The following is an 18829-nucleotide window of genomic DNA, read 5'->3' on the forward strand; positions in this document are numbered from 1 at the left end:
ACCTTTAATTGAGTGATGAAATTTGCATTATGTCTGCGATGAAAAATATAGAATTACCTGATATTGGTGACTTTGATGAAGTTGAAGTTATTGAGATTTTAGTGAGTGTTGGCGACAAAATCGCAGCTGAAGACAGCATTATAACCTTAGAAAGCGATAAAGCTTCTATGGAGATTCCCACACCTCATGCAGGTATAGTGGCTAGTATTAATGTCAATATTGGCGACAAAATTAAACAAGGCGACATACTTATTGCGCTAGAAAATAGCGAAGCGGATGAAAAAACCACTCAGCCAGAAGCTCAAAAAGTGGACAAACCCAAGCAAACAACATCCGAAATAGTAGCAGTTAATGTGCCTGATATTGGTGACTTTGATGAAGTTGAAGTGATTGAAATATTAGCCGCTGTTGGTGATGAAGTATCTCAAGAAGATAGCATTATAACGCTAGAAAGTGACAAAGCTTCTATGGAGATTCCGACACCAGTTGCTGGAAAAATTGTTGATATCAGTGTTAACTTAGGCGATAAACTCAGCTTGGGCGACCTTATTCTTAATATTGAAACAATCGGTGGTGAGTCTTCATCTGCAACACTAGATACAACACCCGCCTCAACACCGACTGCCGTACCTGAAAAACTTGCTACAGTTGCCGCTCCAATTGCAAAAACAGCTAAGCCAGCACTAGATCAATCTGTCTCAATGCAGCCAAAAGGCGACTCTCACGCCTCTCCCTCGATTCGAAAAATGGCTAGAGAAATCGGTGTTGATTTAAGTCGTGTCACTGGAACAGGACAAAAAGGTAGAATCTTAGATAAAGACCTTAAGGCTTATGTAAAACAGATTCTTACCTCTGGTGGTGGTAGCGCTCTACCTAAAACACCTGTGATTGATTTTTCTAAATTTGGCGACACTGAAACACTCGCCTTATCTCGAATCAACAAACTCTCTGGCAAACACTTAACTGCTTGCTGGCTTAACATTCCACACGTCACTCAATTTGATGAAGTTAATATTGATCAAATGGAAGCCTTCAGACAAGAGCAAAAAAGCAAAGGCGTCAAATTAACGCCGCTTGTGTTTATTATGAAAGCGGTTATTCAAGCACTCAAAAAACACCCACGCTTTAACGCTTCTTTGGATGAATCTGGTGAAAACCTTATTATTAAAAAATACTTTAATTTAGGTATTGCCATGGATACTCCAAACGGCTTAGTTGTTCCGGTTATTAAAGATGTTGAGAAGAAATCATTAACCGAATTAGCAACAGAGCTCGCAGAAACCTCGGTCAAAGCACGTGATGGCAAACTCAAACCTGGAGATATGCAGGGTGCAGGGTTTACTATTTCCAGCTTAGGTGGCATTGGTGGCACGCAATTCACACCGATTGTCAATGCGCCAGAAGTCGCCATTTTAGGGGTGTCGCGCTCACAAACCAAACCTGTATGGGATGGTAAGAACTTCATTCCAACACTAACCTTGCCGCTCGCCCTATCTTACGATCATCGTGTAATTGATGGCGCTCAAGGCGGGCGTTTTATGGCGGATTTACACTCAATATTAAGTGACATTAGAGAAATTTTATTATGATTACCAAAACTCAAGTTGTTGTTATCGGATCAGGCCCAGGCGGCTACACTGCAGCATTTAGAGCGGCAGATCTTGGCAAGCAAGTAACATTAATTGAGCGTTATGATGCCCTTGGCGGTGTTTGTTTAAACGTAGGCTGTATTCCTTCTAAAGCACTCTTGCACACCGCTCAAGTGATTAACGAGGCACATGAAGCACCGAATTTGGGTGTTACTTTTAACGAGCCAACGATTGATATTGATGGCGTGCGCAGCAATAAGGAAAATATTGTTGGCAAACTAACGGGTGGCATTAAGGCTTTAGCTAAAGCGAGAAAAGTAAACGTTGTGACGGGTTATGGAAAATTTATCTCCAATAATCAAATTGCTATTGAGAATAGTGACGAGATTATCGAGTTTGAACAGTGCATTATTGCTGCAGGCTCTAGAGTGACCAAAATCCCCGCTTTCCCATTTGACGATCCACGAGTAATGGACTCAACAGACGCTCTAGAGCTTACCGATGTACCAAAGCGCTTGCTAATTGTGGGTGGTGGTATTATTGGTTTAGAAATGGCGACTGTATACGAAGCGCTAGGCAGTGAAATTACAGTTGTTGAACTATCCGAGCAACTCATTGCTAGTGCTGACAAAGACATTGTTAATCCACTATTCAGACGTATTAAAAAACGCTATGCAAATATCTTTCTAAATACCAAAGTGACGAGCATGGAAGCACTAGAAGCAGGCATAAAAGTTGGCTTTGAAGGTAAAAAATCACCAGAATTTGACACCTTTGACAAGGTGCTGGTCTCTATTGGTCGTACGCCTAATGGCAAACTTATCGATGCTGAAAAATCAGGTGTTGAAGTGGACGACTGGGGATTTATCCATGTTGATAAACAAATGAAAACCAACGTAGAAAATATTTATGCAATCGGCGATATTATCGGCCAACCCATGTTGGCTCATAAAGCCGTACACGAGGCGAAAGTAGCCGCTGAAGTTATTTGTGGCCACAAATCTGGTTTTGATGCACTCACCATTCCATCGGTTGCCTATACAGACCCTGAGGTTGCTTGGACAGGCAAAACTGAAAAAGAGCTAAAAGCCGAAGGTGCAGATTATGAAAAAGGCGTCTTTCCATGGGCAGCAAGTGGTCGCAGCTTAAGTATTGGCAGGTCTGAAGGTGTGACTAAAGGACTATTTGATGCTAAAACAGGCAAAATTTTAGGCATGGGTATTTGTGGTACAAATGCTGGAGAGCTAATTGCAGAAGCAACTTTAGCCATTGAAATGGGTTGCGATATGTCAGATATTGCGCTCACCATTCATGCCCACCCAACCTTAAGTGAAACCACAGCATTTGCTGTAGAAATGGCTGAAGGTACGATTACCGACTTACTACCACCAAAAAAACGATAAAAAAATGGATATCAAACAAGCTAGAAAAAACTCGATTGACAACCAAATTCGTCCCTGGGGAGGCTTAGATTATATTGCCAATAATGCTTTAGAATCTATCCCCAGAGAGGAGTTTGTGCCTGATCATTATAAAAATCTTGCATTTGCTGATATTGAAATCCCGCTAACAGACAAAGCAAAAATGCTTTCACCGAAAATGGAAGGCCGCTTGTTAGATGCGCTCAACATCCAAAAAAATGAAACCGTGTTAGAAGTGGGCACAGGTAGCGGCTACTTAACAGCTGTTTTATCAAAATTATGTCAGTCTGTTACCAGTATTGAAATTAATGAAACACTCAGTCAAGGCGCCCAAGAGAAGTTAAAGCAGCTTAATATTAACAATGTCACATTAGAGGTTGGTGATGCCTCAAAAGGCTGGAGACGCTCTACAGACTTTTTCGATGTGGTTGTAATCAGCACTTCTGTGCCAAAAATCACCGGGCGATTTTTTCACCTACTTAATGTTGGTGGGCGTATTTTTGTGGTTGAAGGTACCGGAAAAGCCATGAGTGCAAAGGTTGTTACTCGTCTCAGCGAGCACAAATGGGAAACCAAATCTCTGTTTGAAACGCAGCTAGATGTTATGCGAGGTCTAGAGACGCCGGCAAAATTTGAGTTCTAATTGTTTTAAAAATTAACCAATACTATGAATATGTTTTTTAACTTTGTTTTAAAAAAGTCTATTTTAGGCATAACCCTGCTACTTATTATTGCAGGGTTTTTTGTTTCTCAAATACCCAATTTTCAACTCGATGCTTCTTCAGACTCTTTGGTGCTTGAAGGTGATGAGAATCTGGCTTTTTATCAGCGTGTTAAGAAAAATTATGGATCGGATGATTATTTAGTCATTTCCTATCAGGTAAAAAATGATCTACTTGATCCAAAACAACTAACCCACTTATCCAAACTTAAACAAGATTTGGTAGCCATTGAGCAAGTTAAGTCTGTCACCAGCATTTTAGATGTACCACTATTTCGCTCACCGCCTTTATCGTTAGTAAATTTAGCCGATGAGAATATCACCATTGAAAACGGTAATGCCAATCTAGAATTGGCCGCCAATGAATTCATAACATCGCCGTTATATGCCAATAACCTAGTCAGTAAAGATGGCAAAACAACCGCTATTTTAGTCACCCTTAAAGACAACCAAAGATTTAAAGAGCTTCGTGCAACTCGTGATCAAATGCGCATTCAGCGAGCAAACAACACTTTAAGTGCTAACGATATAAACAAGCTGAAAACCATTGAAAGGCAAGTTTTGCGTAACACCACTACACAAAGTGGCCTGCAAGCACAAACCATTGCTGAAATTCGCTCAACCATTAACAATTATAGAGACAAGGCGCAGTTATTTTTAGGTGGACTACCTATGATTACCACTGATATTGTTAGCTATATTAGTAATGATTTAATTGTTTTTAGCTTGGCAGTTATAGGCTTAATGACCATTGTGCTTGCGCTTATTTTTAGAGGTGTCCGTTGGGTGGTTACCCCTATTTTTGTCAGTCTTACTTCTGCACTTATTATGACTGGTGTTATCTCATTATTAGAATGGAAAGTTACAGTTATATCTAGCAACTTTTTTTCACTCTTATTAGTATTAACACTCTCAGTGATCATTCACCTAGTTGTACATTATCGAGAATCTGCCCAAAACAATCCAGATGCTGAACTAGAATTTCTCATCAAAGGCACAGTGCAAAAAATGTTTAAGCCTTGTTTATTCACAACGCTAACAACATTTGTTGCCTTTGGCTCTTTTTTAGTTAGTGGTATTAAGCCTGTTATAGACTTTGGCTGGATGATGTCTATTGGAGTTGCTATTGCTTTAGCAATATCATTTTTGATGTTTCCATTATTAATGAGTCTAATGCCAAAAGCAAAAATCAAGACACATAAAACTAAAATTGGCGCCACAAACTCACTGGCTAAGTTCACTGAACATTTTGGCAGCCATTTAATTATCTTTCTAATTGTTATTATGGGCATCTCTGGCCTTGGTATTAGCAAGCTAACAGTAGAGAATCGTTTTATTGATTACTTTAAAGAAAGCACTGAAATTAACCAAGGGCTCACATTGATTGATGAAAAGCTTGGTGGCACCATTCCATTGGAAATTATTTTTGATGACTTAGCAGAAGACTACTGGTTTGATGAAGATCTTAGAGCAGAAATTCATGAAATTCATACTTATCTTGATTCATTAGATGAAACTGGAAAAGTATTGTCTATTGATACTTTAATGCAAGTCTTAACGCAAGCTAATGATGGTGACAAGCTTAATGGATTTTTCTTAAATATTGTAAGAGGACAAATACCTGAAAGCGCTAAAAAACATGTACTTTACCCATACATATCTGAAGATAATGGTCAATTGCGTATAGTTATTAGAGTTTTGGAAACTAATAAAAATCTCAATCGCAATGATCTTATTAATAAAATTCAACACCATATAGCTAATAATCTAGGTTTTAAAGAGGATAGTTTTCATCTAACTGGCATGCTTGTTCTATATAACAACATGCTTCAAAGTTTATTTGACTCTCAAATTAAAACCATTGCCATGGTTTTTGCAATGATCTTCTTAATGTTTTGGTTTATATTTAAATCATTTAGTTTATCCATTATAGCAATTATTCCAAATATTATCCCATCGACACTAATTTTGGGCGTCATGGGATTATTCAACATACCGCTAGATTTAATGACCATTACCATTGCCGCAATTGCAATTGGAATCGGTGTTGATGATGCTATTCATTATGTCTATCGTTTTAAAGTAGAATTTAAAAAAGATGGTAATTATCTAGCAACCATGTATCGTGCACACAATAGTGTGGGTTTAGCAATGTTCTATACTTCGTTGACAATTACATTGGGCTTTTTAATCTTAGTGCTTTCAAACTTTATTCCAAGTATCTATTTTGGTATATTTACTGCGATTGCAATGATTAGTGCAATGTTTGTAAATCTGACTTTATTGCCTAAATTAATATTAATATTTAAGCCAAAAATTTAATTTCTTTTCAATGTCTAAAAAGCATCAATTTGACATCTTAATTATCGGCACAGGTAGCGCTGGGTTAATGAGTGCACTGCAACTTTCAAGAAACCTTTCTGTTGCACTTGTTGCCAAAGACGACCTACTAGAGGGTAGCTCTTTTTATGCTCAAGGTGGTATTTCAGCGGTATTAGATGCGCATGATAATTTTGATTCCCATGTTGCTGACACACTTGCCACGGCTGCTGGTTTGGCTGAAAAAACAGCGGTAAAATTTATGGTAGAAAGCGCGCCAGCTGCCATTGCTTCATTAGAGCGCTCAGGTGTTCGCTTTACTAAAGATAGCGACCGCTACCATCTCACGACCGAGGGCGGCCACACACATAGGCGCGTGGCTCATGTTGCAGATAAAACAGGTCAGTCTATTCAGGTAAATCTCTTAGATAATGTCAAACAATGCGCCAACATTACTTTGTTTGAAAACTACATTGCCATTGATCTACTTATACAAAATAAGCAATGTTGTGGCGCCTATATTCTTAATAAGAATACTCATCAAGTTGAGAGTTTTATCGCCCATAAAACCATACTAGCTACCGGAGGCGCCTCCAAAGCTTACCTGTATACTTCTAATCCAGACACCTCAACTGGAGACGGTATTGCTATGGCCAGTCGTGCAGGTTGTGACATTATGAACATGGAATTTACTCAATTTCATCCTACTTGTCTTTATCACCCCCATGCGAAATCTTTTTTGATTTCAGAAGCCATTCGCGGAGAAGGTGGTAAATTACACTTGCCTAGTGGCGAGATGTTTATGCAAAAATATGATTCACGGGGTGAGCTAGCACCTAGGGATGTTGTTGCTAGAGCCATTGATTCAGAAATGAAATCCGGCGGCCTAGATTGTGTTTATTTAGATATCTCCTTTAAAGGCGAAAGCTGGATCAAACAACACTTTCCCACCATTTATGAAAAATGTTTAACATTTGGCATAGATATTTCCAAGACCTCTATTCCCGTGGTGCCAGCGGCGCACTATACTTGTGGTGGCATCGATACCAACCTCCAAGGATTAACCAATATTGCTAACTTGTACGCCATTGGTGAAGTGGCTCATGCGCGGGTACATGGCGCTAATCGCATGGCTAGTAATTCTCTTTTAGAGTGTATTGTCTTTGCCAAATCGTGCGCTCAAGATATTAACCAGAAAAAATTGCAGAGCGATCATTGTCACTTCGATCCTTGGGACGCTTCTCGTGTCGCCCCTTCTAAAGAAAAAGTCGTGGTGACACATTTATGGGATGAAGTGCGCTTAATTATGTGGAATTTTGTCGGCATTGTACGCTCTGATAGGCGCCTAAATTATGCTCAACATCGACTGGAACAAATTGAAACAGAAGTTGATGAATACTACAGTTTATATCTCATATCGAGTGATTTAATTGAGCTAAGAAACTTAGTTAAAACAGCTCAAATTATCATTAAATCAGCACTCTCTAGAAAAGAAAGTCGGGGACTACACTTCAACGAAGATCATCCCAAGCAGTCTGAGCAAGCAAAAAACACTATAATATAACCATGCTACTCCCTATCCTACATTACCCAGACAAGCGCCTTAGAACTAAAGCCACGCCGATTGAAAACGTTGATGAGACGATTCGCTCACTCGTCAAAGATATGTTTGAAACTATGTATGATGCGCCCGGTATTGGGCTAGCGGCGACACAAGTTAATCACCATGTTCGCCTGATTGTCATTGATACCTCAGAGGATAAGTCTCAACCCCTATGCCTGATCAATCCTGAGATTATTGAAAAAGATGGTGAGCTCGAATGGGATGAGGGCTGTTTATCAGTGCCAAACTATTATGAGTGTGTGACGCGAGCTAATCATATTAAAGTAAGGGCTTTAAACGAACACGGTGAAATATTCGAGCTAGAAGCAGAAGAATTGCTAGGCGTTTGTATTCAACATGAAATCGACCACCTAGACGGCATTCTATTTGTCGATCACCTTTCCAAACTCAAACAAAGACGCTTACTTGAGAAAACCAAAAAAGCACAAAAATAACCCCGCTCGTGTCAGTTCAAATCGGTCCCTACAAACTTGATTCTATCGCACTCTTAGCGCCTATGGCGGGTACCAGTGATAAACCTTTTAGAATGCTATGCAGATCTCTAGGCGCAGGGCTTACCACCTCAGAAATGGTGGTTATACAAGATCATTTACTCAACACCAATAAATCTAAATATCGCCTTAATTTTGAAGGTGAAAAAACACCGATTAGCATTCAAATCGCAGGATCAGAAGCGCAAGAACTAGCACTAGCCGCACAAAAAGCAGTTGAATTTGGCGCCGATATTATCGATATTAACATGGGCTGCCCTGCCAAAAAAGTCTGCAATAAAGCCTCCGGATCAGCACTCATGCAAAACGAGACATTGGTTAAGAATATTTTAGAATCAGTGGTCTCGGCGGTTAGCATCCCAGTAACTTTAAAAATGCGCACTGGCTGGGATTCTGATAATAAAAATGCACCAACCATTGCTCAAATTGCCGAGCAAGCCGGCATTCAAATGCTTAGTGTACATGGGCGTACTAAGGCGGACAAATACAACGGCATGGCAGAGTATGACACCATCAAATCTGTGGTTAATCAAGTCAGCATTCCTGTGATTGCTAATGGCGATATCACCAGCGCCCAAAAAGCGCAACAAGTTTTGGACTATACGCAGGCTGCTGGTATTATGATTGGGCGGGCCGCTCAAGGCAATCCTTGGATATTTTCTGAGGTTAATCATTATCTTAACAGTGGGAAAATCTCAGATCCAGTCCCACTTAAAGAGCAAAAATCCACGATTCTTGAGCATATTGCACAAATTCATGTGTTTTATGGTGATTTTTTGGGATTGAGGCTCGCCAGGAAGCACATTCTTTGGTATGCTACGCACCTTGATAAAAACCACATGCAGCAATTTTGGCAAACCATTAACAAAATTACCGATCGTGAACAGCAATTTACACTTTTTGAGAACTATTTAAACCAGCTATGAACCCCACTGATTTACCGGCTTGTATCAATGCAAAATTAGCTCGTTACTTCGAACAACTCGATGGCGAGCAAGCATCTGGCGTCTATAAAATGGTGATGAATGAAGTAGAACCTGTGACAATCAAATTTGTTTTGGAACTGGTTAATCATAATCAAAGCGAAGCTTCTCGCATCTTAGGTATGAATCGCGGCACACTCAAGAAAAAAATCGAACTCTATAAGCTCTAAAACTCTATAATAACCTTTGTAATTAAAACCCATTCTCTCAAAGGAACAATATGTCTATACAACGCGCCTTAATCAGTGTTTCTGATAAAACTGGTATTCTTGAATTAGCTCAAACATTAGCCAGCAAAAATATTGAAATTCTTTCAACAGGTGGTACGGCTAAACTCCTAGCAGATAACGACATTCCTGTTATTGAAGTATCAGACTACACTGGCTTTCCTGAGATGATGGCGGGTCGTGTTAAAACCCTAAATCCAAAGATTCATGGTGGCATATTAGCACGCCGAGGGCTTGATGAAGATGTGATGGCGCAGAACGATATCAATCCAATTGATTTGGTCATCGTTAACCTTTACCCTTTCCAAGCAACCATTGCCAATCCAGATTGCACACTAGAAGATGCGATTGAAAATATTGATATTGGCGGCCCTGCCATGTTGCGCTCAAGCGCTAAAAACCATGCATCAGTAACCGTTGTTGTGGACGCTGCAGATTATCAAACAGTTATCAATGAAATTAACGAAAATGGCAATACAACTCTTGAAACTCGTATTAAGCTTGCCCTTAAAACCTTTGAACACACGGCGCAATACGACGGTGCCATTGCCAACTATTTAGGCAAAGAAGAGGATGGGTTTTCTAATACTATGAACCTACAATTTCATAAAACCCAATCAATGCGCTATGGTGAAAATCCACACCAATCTGCTGCGTTTTATAAAGAGAGCAACATTACCGAAACCTGTGTCGCCTCAAGCACACAATTCCAAGGCAAAGAAATGTCGTACAACAATATGGCAGATGCAGACGCTGCACTAGAATGTGTACGCAGTTTTGATGAGCCTGCTTGTGTGATTGTTAAGCACGCCAATCCTTGTGGTGTCGCCGTTCGTAGTAATATTTTTGACGCCTATGATGACGCTTTTAAAACCGATCCAACCTCAGCATTCGGCGGCATTATTGCCTTTAACCGTAATCTTGACATTAAAACCGCACAAACTATTATTGATCGTCAATTTGTAGAAGTGATCATTGCCCCAAGTGTAGATACTGATGCCAAAGAAGCGCTATCAACCAAGAAAAATGTACGTGCACTAGAATGTGGCGACTTGGCAAAAGCACAAGCTTCACTTGACTTTAAGCGTGTCACAGGTGGCTTATTGGTACAAGATAAAGATCTTGGTATTATTACCGAAACTGACATTAAATGTGTGAGCGAACTAGCGCCAACCGCTGAACAAATTCAAGACTTACTATTCGCCTGGAAAGTGGCTAAAACTGTTAAATCAAACGCCATTGTTTACGTTAAAAACCGAATGACTATTGGTGTTGGCGCCGGGCAAATGTCACGCGTCTATTCGGCCAAAATTGCTGGCATTAAGGCTGCAGACGAGGGTTTGGTTGTCCAAGGCTCGGTGATGGCATCAGACGCCTTTTTCCCATTTAGAGATGGTATTGACGCCGCCGCCCAAGCTGGTATTAAAGCTATTATTCAGCCAGGCGGTTCAATGCGCGATGACGAAGTGATTGCAGCAGCTAATGAACACGGCATTGCCATGGTCTTTACCGGCATGCGTCATTTCAAGCACTAGGAGAAATTATGCCAATAGAAACTATGAATGTTTTTCCAATGATTCATTCAATTACCATCGATAAAGAAAATGATTTAGTGACTGAGTTGGTACAAGATATTAATGATGCAGAAGGTATTCGACAGAATTTATTAGAATCTGTTGCCACGGTTAGAATGTATGAAAGAATAAAATTCTACCCATTAGCGCCACCCACTTTTATTGAAGATGTTATGGGTAGCTTTGCACAAATGGGGCTTAGCCGACACATTACTATTTCGGATAATACTTATCATGAGATTAATGGCTATCTTGGTTGCACGCGTGTATGGGAGCTTCCGTTGGTACTCAGAGATCAAGTTGAAAAATCCTTGGTTGGCTATGAAGTAGAATACGACTCAGAAACCTGGGAAATTTTAGATATTGTTCAACTAGAGGCATAATTATGAACTTAACCGATCACATTAAAGATATTGTTGACTTTCCACAAAAGGGCATTGTCTTTAAGGATATTTCACCCTTATTAGCCAATCCAGAAGCTTTTGCATATGTGGTTGATAATATTGCTAACAAATACAACACCAATTCAATTGATAAAATTGTTGGCCTAGATGCCAGGGGATTTATCTTTGGTGCGGCAGTTGCTTATAAAATGGGCGTGCCTTTTGTCATGGTTCGTAAACCTGGCAAGCTTCCAGATCAATGTATCAGCGTTGATTATCAACTTGAATATGGTCAAAACACATTTGAAATTCATGAAAATTCTATCCATGAAAATGACAACGTATTAATTGTTGATGACTTATTAGCCACAGGCGGCTCAGTTAAAGCGGTTGTTCAATTGATTGAAGAGTTAAAGGCAGAAGTAATTGCCCTGGAATGTGTCATTGAACTGTCTTTTTTGAACGCTAGAAATAGCTTAGGCATCGATATTAATGCGCAAATTACCTATGGCTAGTATCGGCATTGTCTGCGCTATGCACGAAGAAGTGCAAAAAATTGTCACTGCGCTGAATCTTAAAAAACTAACAACAAATTCAAACTTTGCTATTTATCAAAATCAGCAAATAACACTGATTGAATCTAGCATTGGAAAAGTTGCCAGTACTCTGGCCACTTGCACTTTAATCGAAAATTATAATATTGATCGTTTGATCAATATTGGTCTTGCAGGTGCACTAAAAACAACCCCTGTTGGATCGGCTTATTTTGTCAGCTCAGTAACGCAGCATGATGCGTTCATCCCCTTTGAGCAATATCAAGCTGACATGTATCAAAGCATCAATTGCATGGTACCAACAAATGCCGCCAACGCCATGACTCTAACCACAGGTGATCAATTTATTGACAACATGCATCATGCCAATAGCGATGCTGATATGGTTGATATGGAGGGGTTTGCTATTGCTTATGTGGCCAACAAATATAAGCTGCCCATTACCATGATTAAAGGCATCTCTGATGATGCTAATGGTGCCAGTGAAGAAGTTTTATTCAAAAACCTTAATGCAGCTATGGATCAGACTATTGTCTTATTAAAGCAAGCAATTTAGTTAAGAAAGAATTCTCACTCTAAATGTTCTACCTTTAAGCTTGTCGCTTTGAATTTTCTTTAAAGCGGGCTTTACCAATGCAGACTCTACTGCAACATAAGACCAATTGCTAGAAACTGTAATTTTGCCAATTTTGTCGCCAGGAATGCCGCCCTTACCTGTTAGGCCGCCCACAATATCGCCAGGGCGGAGTTTTTGTTTTTTGCCGCCATCAATCTTTAGAGTGGTCATTGCTGGCTTTTTAATCGGCTTATCAAGATAAGTATCACTCGGCAGCTCATCTGTACTAATATCAATTTCCAAAGCGTCTAATTTTCTAGTTTCTCTGTCACTATAAAGAGTGGCTGCAATACCACTACGCCCCGCTCGCCCAGTACGGCCGATACGATGAACATGAATCTCAGGATCATGAGCAAGATTAAAGTTAATCACCATATCTAATGCATCAATATCTAAGCCGCGTGCTGCCACATCGGTAGCCACCAAAACTGATACACTCTTATTAGAAAATCGAATCAATGCCTGATCGCGCTCACGCTGATCAAGATCACCATGAATGGCCAGCGCATAAAAGCCGTAATGAGCTAATTCATCAGCCACGTCTTGTGTGTCAAGCTTAGTATTGCAAAAAACCAAAGCTGAATCAGGCTTATGCTTTGCTAGCAATATACGCAAAGCGTTCATACGCTCGTCATCTGTATTGGTTTGATAAAAATATTGTTTAATGGTTGAAGCTTCATGCGTTGAGGGCGCATTCACCACGGCTGGATTATTCATCACACGCATAGCAATATCTTCAATTTCTTGCGGATAAGTCGCACTAAACAACAAAGTTTGTCGATTGCTAGGGATTTTTTCAACAATGTCATCAATCGCATCTTGAAAGCCCATATCCAGCATGCGATCTGCCTCATCAAGCACTAACATTTCAACATGATCAAGCTTGAGTGTTTTTTTACGTAAATGCTCCTCAATACGCCCAGGCGTACCCACAACAATATGTGCACCATGTTCTAGCGAACCAATTTGCGGGCCAAATGGCGCGCCACCACAAAGCGTTAAAATCTTAATATTGTGAATGGCTCTGGCTAATTTTCGAATTTCACTTGCCACTTGATCGGCCAACTCTCGAGTCGGACACAAAACAATTGACTGAATCTTGTATGACTTAACATTCAACTTATGCAAAAGCCCCAAACCAAAAGCCGCCGTCTTTCCAGAGCCCGTCTTGCCTTGACCAATCACATCTTTACCCTCTAGAATCAAAGGCAGGCTAAGCGCCTGAATCGGGGTCATTTGTTCATAACCTAGGGTACTAAGGTTTTTTAACAAACCAGCTTGAAGACCTAACGAGGAAAAATCTGATGTACTCACAATAATAATGCCAAAATAAATATGTGTTGAATTTTACACGCTAAATGCCTGCTAAAGTCCAAAGGCCTTTTTAATCCCATCCAAAATCATATCAACAGCAATAATGGTTAATAAAATCCCCATCAGTCGCTCAATAGCAGCAAAAGCTTTATGACTAATATGCTGGCTAAATTTTTCAGAAAAAATTAAAATTATCCCCACTAAGCTCCAAGCCACCAACAAAGCGACACTCCAATCCATCCACCGGCTTGGATCGTTTGCCATAATCAATATTACCGCAGCAATCGCAGAAGGGCCTGCAATTAATGGTACAGCCAAAGGCACAACTAACGGCTCACCTTCTGGGGTATTGGCAAAAATATCTTCAGAGCCAGAAAAAATCATTTTTAAAGAAATCAAAAACAATACAACGCCACCCGCTACACCTAATGAAGATTCTGATATTTGCAATAACTGCAAAATATATTTGCCTGAAAACATGAATATTAACAAAATCAGAAAAGCTATTAACAACTCTCTAATAATAATAGCTCGACGTCTTGTTGCTGGAAGATTCTTCAACAAGCCCAAGAAAATAGGTACATTGGCAAAAGGATCCATAATCAAAAACAGCAAAAAAATAGCAGAAGCAATCGTCATAAACCCTCTCCAGAATACATAATCATTTTCTTAATCAACGATATTAATATCGACACCCTTTTCTAACAACTCGGCCTGTCTAGCGCGCAGATAAGTGCTAAATTTTGGATAATACTGATAATGCTTACCACGGACATACTTCAACACCGTATTAAAATGAAAGCTATAGAGCTTGCCATCAATTTTGGTGATATTTTCACCCTCATCAAACAGCAAAATACCCGGGCGATAATTTAAATCATAATCTTTAACCATTTGCCTTGGTGAGGTGAGCTTGCCGTCAAAGCCTATAATTTTCTGGTCCGAGTAAGCATCAAAACGCACAAACAAATATTTATCCAGCTCAGCTTTAACATCTGCTCGATTAATCAAATTTTGATGAAAATCTTCGCACGCTGTACAGTCTTTATCTTCAAATAGTATCGCCACTGGCTGATCAAACTCTTGGAAATTAGACGCCACTTGCAAGCTCGCATGATCAATAAAAGTATAGGCTTGGCTGGCATTTTGCTGGGCTTCGATATAATTTGATAACGTCGTATTTTTGTAAGATTTACTAGCCACATATTCTAGCACTTGCCTAAAAGCGGCAACATCACGATAGCCATTTGTTCTAAAGGCTTGCTTGCCACTCTCATCTAAAAAAAATAATGGTTGGCGTATATTTTACCGCCAGCATTTCGCTGAGTGCTTGCTCAGTTTTGCTTTCAGATTCACTCATGGTAATTTCTCTCGACCCCCTGATATTCACCGCAACGACAGAAAAATGTTTTTTAATAAAAGCTAAATTTTCACCACTTTTAAAATTTTGCGTCAGCATGGCGTCGCAATATGGGCAACCGTCTAAATGAAAATACAATAAAACCGTTTTGTTTTCATCAAGTGCATCCTGTGCATCTTCAGCCACATCCAAAAAACTATCGGTAAACCAGCTAGGCACATCGTAAAGCGCACCCCCAACAACCTTGCCTGAATCAGCATAAGTATTGATAAAAAAAATGCAATAACCAATATAAAAATTCGACGCATTAATACCATAAAATAACCTTAGTTTAAAAACTCAACCGTCTAATATTACACCTATTAAAACTATGTATATGCCTTTATTAAAACAAAAAAGTTTAATATTGCCAGTGCAAAAGGTGATAATAATGATTGTCTGTTGTGTTTGTGACTGGCTACGTCCCCTGAGCCGATAAATAAACAACTAAGGATATGAGATAGGCTGCTATTGTGCAAGCCCACCACGTAGTGGGAAGCCTGCGGTAGACTTCGAATTTCCGCCTTGAACCTTACTGGTTCAGGTTTTATGCCATCACGGCACAACGGATTTTAACTTCTTCGGCTATAATGCAAATATGAAAGCACTACGCCAACTCCTTCGACAAAAAAGACTCGACATCAACCCTTCCGATCGTGTCAAATTTGCCAAACAGTTATTATCTCAATTACAAAAAATAGCAAATTTTGAGAATGACCAAAAAGTTGCTCTTTATTTACCTAATAACGGTGAAATTAACCCAAAATACATTGAAAACTTCCTAAAAAATCAAGGAATTAGCACTTATTTGCCTATATTAGACGACAAAAGTCTTAATTTTGCAAAAATTGGGGAAAATTTCAGAAAAAACCGATTTGGCATTAAAGAGCCAATTTCTACTGATATTATTAACGCAGATCAGCTCGATATTCTATTTATGCCATTAGTAGGCTTTGATAAAGATAAAAATCGCATTGGCATGGGTGGTGGCTTTTACGATCGCACACTAGCCTTTAAAAAACAGCAAAAAATGGCTAAAAATCCCAAGCTTATTGGGTTAGCTTTTGATTGTCAACAAGTCGAGCAGTTAGAAGTACAAGAATGGGACGTTCCACTCGATGTGATTATTACACCCAGTCAAATTCTTTAAGAATTTCCTAATGCGTGCTTTTGTAAAAACGATTTTAACGTAGGATTTTCGTTAATAATATTCATGCCGAAACCGCGCAGCCATCTGAGTGGCTCATTATTTTCTTTATAAATCCAGTTTAGCCCTGTCATGGTTTTTGCCATTAGCTCGTTATCGAGCCTTCTAGCTCTAGCGTAGTTTCTTAATGTAGAATAATCGCCTAATGGCTTCGATGAAGACTGTAATTGTTGTGATAATTCAATAATATCTGAAAAACCAAGATTAACACCTTGACCAGCAAGCGGATGAATATTATGCGCCGCATCGCCAATCAAGGCTAGATTTTCTTGCACATAGTCCTTGGCGCTGCGCTCAATCAGTGGAAAGGCTTGGATATCGCTCACTAGCTCAAACTCACCAAAACGATACTCCACACCTGCTGATAATCGCTTAGCAAAGGCCTCTTTAGACAACTGCATTAACTCGTCTGCCAATGTATTTTCAGCGGACCAAACAATCGAAGCCTGATGCTCACTGAGTGGCAAAAGGGCAATAATACTATCAGACAAGAATCGCTGCCAAGTCGTATCCTTGAAACCTTGTAAAGATTTAATATTGCAAACGATGGCTTTTTGCTGGTAGTCATTTTCGCTAAATTCAATACTGGCTAGATCTCTCACGCGTGATCTAGCGCCATCTGCACCAATCAGTAGTTGGCAAGCTAACGCAGTGTTGTTATCTAGCTGAACTTGATAGCCTGTTGTTGTTTTTTCAAGGGTGGTGACTTTAGCATTGATAAATTCAACATCGGTCTTTTCTAGCGCTGAAAATAAAGCTGACTGAATAACGTCATTCTCAATAATGTGGCCTAGATGATCAAGGTTTTCATCTTGAGCATGAAAATCTAGAGAGCCATGAGAATTCTGATCCCACACGCTGGTATGGCTAAAAGCATGCTTGCGTTTGATTAAATCCCAAGCGCTAATATTTTTCAGCAGTTTTTCTGAAGTTGGGGTGATGGCACTCACGCGGGTATGATAATCAGCTTGCAACTCTGGATTGGGATTATTAGGCTCGATAATGGCAATTTTATAATCAGTTTTCGCCATTGATAAAGCAAAGGCCTGACCCACCATACCACCGCCAACAATGATAATATCGTAGCTCACTCGCCCTCTCCGGCAATTGTCATCTGATTAATCAGTACTGAACCAACCTTAATATTACCTCGATGATCTACATCGGTACCAACATGCTCAATACCTAAGAGCATGTCTTTTAAATTACCAGCAATGGTAATGCCTGATACCGGGTATTGGATTTCACCATGTTCTACCCAAAATCCTGTTGCACCTCGAGAGTAATCTCCCGTCGTGCCATTCACACCCTGACCCATTAATTCTGTCACCACCAAACCTTTATCCATGGATTTAATCATATCATTTAAATCCCCTGAATATTGATGCTCAATAATCAAATTGTTAACACCGCCCGCATTAGCGGTAGTTTGCAAGCCTAATTGATTGGCCGAATATTGGCTTAGGACATAGCTTTGCACTCGTCCATCTTTTACAAAATGCTGTTTTCTTTTAAGTACACCGTCACGGTCAAAAGCTTTGGCACCAATGGTTTTTTGAGCGAATGGATTTTCTAAAATGGAAAGTGTGTCTGGCAATACCAATTGGTCGAGACTGTTTAATAAAAAAGTTGATTTTTTGTACTGACGAGAGCCGCCCAGCGCACTTATTAATTGTGAAAAAATCCCGCCAGATACTCTGGGTGAAAAAATAACAGGGCATTTTTGTGCCGCTAAAGATCTAGCGCCGAGCTTGCTTATGGCAATTTTTGCCACTTGATCGCCCACCCATTCTGGTGTTTGCAAATCTTGTGCATCAAGTGCTATTGTGTATTCATAAGCTGTTTGCATGTCCATACCTTGCTTGGCAATAACACTACAATTCAACGAGTGTTTGGCACCTTTTTGTATGCTCATCATGCCATTCGAATTTGCATATAAACCTTCGCCTTGATAACTAGACACCTCAGCACCATCAGAATTATCAATAGCGCCATATTCCAAAGCTTGCGACTCACAGCGTGTGGCCAAATCGATACTATGGCTAGGATCTAACTCCCAAGGGTGGTATAGATCCAAATCAGGCACTTCAAAGGCCATTAACTCTTTTGGTGCTAGACCGCTAAATGGGTCGTGCTGGGTATATTTAGCAATAAGACAGGCAGATTCAACGGTTTTTAAAATACCGCTTTCACTTAAATCGACACTTGATGCATGACCCTTGGCATGGCCCATATAAACATTAACATCCAAAGACTTATCAAGGTGATATTCCAGAGTCTCAACCTTGCCTAAACGCACAGCGGTAGAGACACCTGAGCTGGCGCTTAAGGACATCTCATAATCGCTCACGTTGTGGCGTTTAAGGACTTGAATAACTTGTTGTGCGGTTTGCTCTAACGACATCAT

The 18829-nt window shown here is 39.9% G+C and carries 19 protein-coding genes and 1 other RNA gene; 14 read left to right on the top strand and 6 right to left on the bottom strand.

The features are described from left to right. Positions 1–29 precede the first annotated feature (29 nt). The 12 genes from SP60_RS03115 to SP60_RS03170 are packed head-to-tail and all read left to right on the top strand — an operon-like array spanning position 30 to position 12442. Positions 30–1589 (top strand): dihydrolipoyllysine-residue acetyltransferase, encoded by a 1560-nt coding sequence (locus SP60_RS03115; protein ID WP_053952203.1) that lies wholly within the window; start codon positions 30–32, stop codon positions 1587–1589. Continuing rightward, positions 1589–2992: a dihydrolipoyl dehydrogenase gene (lpdA, locus tag SP60_RS03120; RefSeq protein ID WP_053952204.1), complete on the top strand. Its 1404-nt coding sequence runs from the start codon at positions 1589–1591 to the stop codon at positions 2990–2992. Before SP60_RS03115 ends, lpdA begins: the two co-directional genes overlap by 1 nt. A gap of 4 nt (positions 2993–2996) precedes the next feature. Further along, positions 2997–3653: a protein-L-isoaspartate O-methyltransferase family protein gene (locus tag SP60_RS03125; RefSeq protein ID WP_053951242.1), complete on the top strand. Its 657-nt coding sequence runs from the start codon at positions 2997–2999 to the stop codon at positions 3651–3653. A 24-nt stretch (positions 3654–3677) separates the two neighbouring features. Continuing rightward, on the top strand, positions 3678–6053 hold the full coding sequence (locus tag SP60_RS03130) for an efflux RND transporter permease subunit (RefSeq protein WP_053951243.1): 2376 nt from the start codon (positions 3678–3680) through the stop codon (positions 6051–6053). Positions 6054–6063: 10 nt separating this feature from the next. Continuing rightward, a complete protein-coding gene (gene nadB / locus SP60_RS03135; protein ID WP_053951244.1) occupies positions 6064–7614 on the top strand; it encodes an L-aspartate oxidase in 1551 nt (516 codons plus the stop codon). Between the two features lie 2 nt (positions 7615–7616). After that, complete coding sequence (def, locus tag SP60_RS03140) at positions 7617–8108, top strand: peptide deformylase (RefSeq protein WP_053951245.1); 492 nt, start codon at positions 7617–7619, stop codon at positions 8106–8108. An 8-nt stretch (positions 8109–8116) separates the two neighbouring features. Further along, positions 8117–9091 (top strand): tRNA dihydrouridine synthase DusB, encoded by a 975-nt coding sequence (gene dusB / locus SP60_RS03145; protein WP_233487287.1) that lies wholly within the window; start codon positions 8117–8119, stop codon positions 9089–9091. Next, positions 9088–9318 carry a helix-turn-helix domain-containing protein gene (locus tag SP60_RS03150; RefSeq protein ID WP_053951246.1) on the top strand — a complete coding sequence of 77 codons (231 nt, stop codon included), beginning with the start codon at positions 9088–9090 and terminating at the stop codon, positions 9316–9318. The genes dusB and SP60_RS03150 overlap by 4 nt, the downstream gene beginning before the upstream one ends. 50 nt (positions 9319–9368) lie before the next feature. Continuing rightward, complete coding sequence (purH, locus tag SP60_RS03155; protein WP_053951247.1) at positions 9369–10910, top strand: bifunctional phosphoribosylaminoimidazolecarboxamide formyltransferase/IMP cyclohydrolase; 1542 nt, start codon at positions 9369–9371, stop codon at positions 10908–10910. Positions 10911–10918: 8 nt separating this feature from the next. Next, positions 10919–11332, top strand: a complete 414-nt coding sequence (locus SP60_RS03160; protein ID WP_053951248.1) for a hypothetical protein — start codon at positions 10919–10921, stop codon at positions 11330–11332. A gap of 2 nt (positions 11333–11334) precedes the next feature. After that, the gene (locus SP60_RS03165; RefSeq protein ID WP_053951249.1) at positions 11335–11847 is read left to right on the top strand and encodes an adenine phosphoribosyltransferase; all 513 of its coding nucleotides are present in this window, start codon (positions 11335–11337) and stop codon (positions 11845–11847) included. Beyond that, positions 11825–12442, top strand: a complete 618-nt coding sequence (locus SP60_RS03170) for a 5'-methylthioadenosine/S-adenosylhomocysteine nucleosidase family protein (protein ID WP_082319631.1) — start codon at positions 11825–11827, stop codon at positions 12440–12442. The genes SP60_RS03165 and SP60_RS03170 overlap by 23 nt, the downstream gene beginning before the upstream one ends. Here SP60_RS03170 and dbpA read toward each other — a convergent pair whose 3' ends face one another. The 4 genes from dbpA to SP60_RS03190 form a co-directional block, all read right to left on the bottom strand. Next, on the bottom strand, positions 12443–13816 hold the full coding sequence (dbpA, locus tag SP60_RS03175; RefSeq protein ID WP_053951251.1) for an ATP-dependent RNA helicase DbpA: 1374 nt from the start codon (positions 13814–13816) through the stop codon (positions 12443–12445). 51 nt (positions 13817–13867) lie between these two features. Then, entirely contained in the window at positions 13868–14455 is a 588-nt protein-coding gene (locus SP60_RS03180; protein WP_053951252.1) for a MarC family protein, read from the bottom strand. 30 nt (positions 14456–14485) lie between these two features. After that, positions 14486–15019: a thioredoxin family protein gene (locus tag SP60_RS03185; RefSeq protein WP_144418582.1), complete on the bottom strand. Its 534-nt coding sequence runs from the start codon at positions 15017–15019 to the stop codon at positions 14486–14488. A 70-nt stretch (positions 15020–15089) separates the two neighbouring features. Next, the gene (locus SP60_RS03190; protein WP_053951254.1) at positions 15090–15395 is read right to left on the bottom strand and encodes a thioredoxin family protein; all 306 of its coding nucleotides are present in this window, start codon (positions 15393–15395) and stop codon (positions 15090–15092) included. Positions 15396–15608: 213 nt separating this feature from the next. Between SP60_RS03190 and ssrS the strand changes: the two genes are divergently transcribed. Together ssrS and SP60_RS03195 are read left to right on the top strand one after the other, a co-directional pair. Next, positions 15609–15791: non-coding RNA, 6S RNA (ssrS, locus tag SP60_RS08240), on the top strand. Positions 15792–15813: 22 nt separating this feature from the next. After that, positions 15814–16365, top strand: coding sequence for a 5-formyltetrahydrofolate cyclo-ligase (locus SP60_RS03195; RefSeq protein WP_053951255.1), 552 nt, complete (start codon positions 15814–15816; stop codon positions 16363–16365). Here SP60_RS03195 and SP60_RS03200 read toward each other — a convergent pair. Continuing rightward, entirely contained in the window at positions 16362–17513 is a 1152-nt protein-coding gene (locus tag SP60_RS03200; RefSeq protein WP_233487289.1) for a UbiH/UbiF/VisC/COQ6 family ubiquinone biosynthesis hydroxylase, read from the bottom strand. The genes SP60_RS03195 and SP60_RS03200 overlap by 4 nt on opposite strands. Then, positions 17510–18829, bottom strand: a complete 1320-nt coding sequence (gene pmbA / locus SP60_RS03205) for a metalloprotease PmbA (protein WP_053951256.1) — start codon at positions 18827–18829, stop codon at positions 17510–17512. Before pmbA ends, SP60_RS03200 begins: the two co-directional genes overlap by 4 nt.

This window comes from Candidatus Thioglobus autotrophicus, assembly GCF_001293165.1.
Lineage (GTDB): Bacteria > Pseudomonadota > Gammaproteobacteria > PS1 > Pseudothioglobaceae > Thioglobus_A > Thioglobus_A autotrophicus.